The 1,828-nt window shown below is 38.3% G+C and carries 2 protein-coding genes; both read left to right on the top strand.

From position 1 onward, the window contains the following. Positions 1–219: 219 nt before the first annotated feature. A complete protein-coding gene (locus BLS65_RS17680; RefSeq protein WP_092441108.1) occupies positions 220–504 on the top strand; it encodes a hypothetical protein in 285 nt (94 codons plus the stop codon). A 3-nt stretch (positions 505–507) separates the two neighbouring features. Continuing rightward, positions 508–1,572, top strand: a complete 1,065-nt coding sequence (locus BLS65_RS17675) for an alpha/beta hydrolase family protein (protein WP_092441107.1) — start codon at positions 508–510, stop codon at positions 1,570–1,572. Positions 1,573–1,828 lie beyond the last annotated feature (256 nt).

Here is a 1,828-nt window from a genome sequence, read left to right as displayed (position 1 = left end):
CTTAACAGTCGGCCTAGAAAAAGGCTAGGGTTTATCTCTCCCCTCTTAACATATAATCAGTTAACCCAAGTTGCATTTGTGAGTTGAATCTTGCTATGAAATAAGGTGGAGCTATGCTCCTCCTTAAAATGTCTTTGTAAAAAACTGTAAATAAACATCTGAACAGATGGCTATGTGATTTATATTGATACTGTTAAAGGCTAATTAAAATGTTTTAGAATGAAAAAATTTTATCTCTCTCTGCTTCTTATCGCTTTTTCAGAAATTTGCTTTGCCTCTTGGGTGAAAATTGTTACAAGCAATGAGTGTGATTACCTCTCAGTATGTGGTGGAGGTCAACTAGCCCATCGATATTCAGATGAGAATGGTTTTAACAATCCGTCTATTTATTGTTCTGATATGAAAAAGATCATTGGGCATATACAAAATAGGATGCTTCAGAGAGTGCCTGCTTTAAAAGAGAAGTTTGGAATTCAAGAATTGATATCAACCGAAACTATGTAAATTATGAATGTATGTAAAAAGACGTTGCTGTTTCTAGTGGGTGTTGTGTTAATGATTTCCGGGAAATCTCAGGCGAGATATACTGGGGCTGAGATTACTAAGGCTGGTTTCACTTATATCTGCTTAAAAGATTCAAGCAAAAGCACTATTTCTGATTCCATAAGGTTTGTAGTGAATATCTCACTAGGGAAACCAAAGCCACTCTTACTGTTTATTCAGGGTTCAGGTAATGGAAGCATCATATTCAAAGGTGATGGGTTCTCCTTCTCGCTCCTATCCTCATTTACTACAGACAGTTTAATTGCAAAGTATACCTGTGTGTTAATTGGCAAGCCTTTTACTGCGCTTGTTTCTGATATGGATGGATTAAGCAAGACATATGATACAACTCAACGTAGTTTCACTCAATTTCAATATGAGGATTGTCTGTCGTATTATGTAAAAAGTGCGACACAAGTATTAGAGTATATGGCACAGCAACCATATGTTGATTCAACGAGAATGTTTGTGGTCGGCCATTCTCAAGGATATGCCGTAGCTGCAAAATTAGCTGCAGATTATCCCCGTAGAATAAAGAAAGTTGCGTGTCTTTCCGCTGGTATTTTTGATAGACAGAGCGGAACAATAATGCACATTCGAGAGCAGGAGCGAGGTGGAATAATTACACACGACAAAGCGCAAGAATACATTAATGCAATTTATGAACACTATTCTGGGCTCAAACAATACGTTGAAGAGAAGTTGGCAAGGGAGTCTGGCTATGCCCCAGAGATTGCGTCCTATATGAACTCATATTCTTTCGATTATGAGCCAGCTCTTAATAATTTGTTGAAGATTAGGATTCCGCTTCTCGTCATATATGGGACTAACGATTTAGGATCGTTAGATAATGATTTGCTGCCTCTGTTCTTTACTCGAGCAGGGAAAGTAAATCTTACAATGAAATGCTACCCCGGTTATGATCATAATTTCTTTAGTTATGATTGTGATTCTGAAGGGAAAGTAGTAAAGGAAAATTTCAACTGGCCTGAGGTGTTTCTGTTTGTAAGTAATTGGCTTCAGAAATAGTTTCTTTAGTGGAGCAGTTGTAGCATTTGTTTTTTATATCTAGACTATGCTAAAAAGAAAGGGATACTTAAGGTGTTTTGCCGATTTGTGATACATTGTTTTCTCACTAAGTTTACTATCTTCGAACACCAAACCAGCAATTCAATCTGAATGTCCTTTCACCACTATAACCAACCCGATGCCATGGACTGCGGCCCCATTCGCCAGCTGGCGAACAGGCTCTGCCTTCGCATGGTGGCGAGGCACTATGGTTAGC

This window comes from Williamwhitmania taraxaci (assembly GCF_900096565.1).
Taxonomy (GTDB): Bacteria; Bacteroidota; Bacteroidia; order Bacteroidales; family Williamwhitmaniaceae; genus Williamwhitmania; species Williamwhitmania taraxaci.
This window is presented reverse-complemented; position numbering and strand designations above follow the sequence as displayed.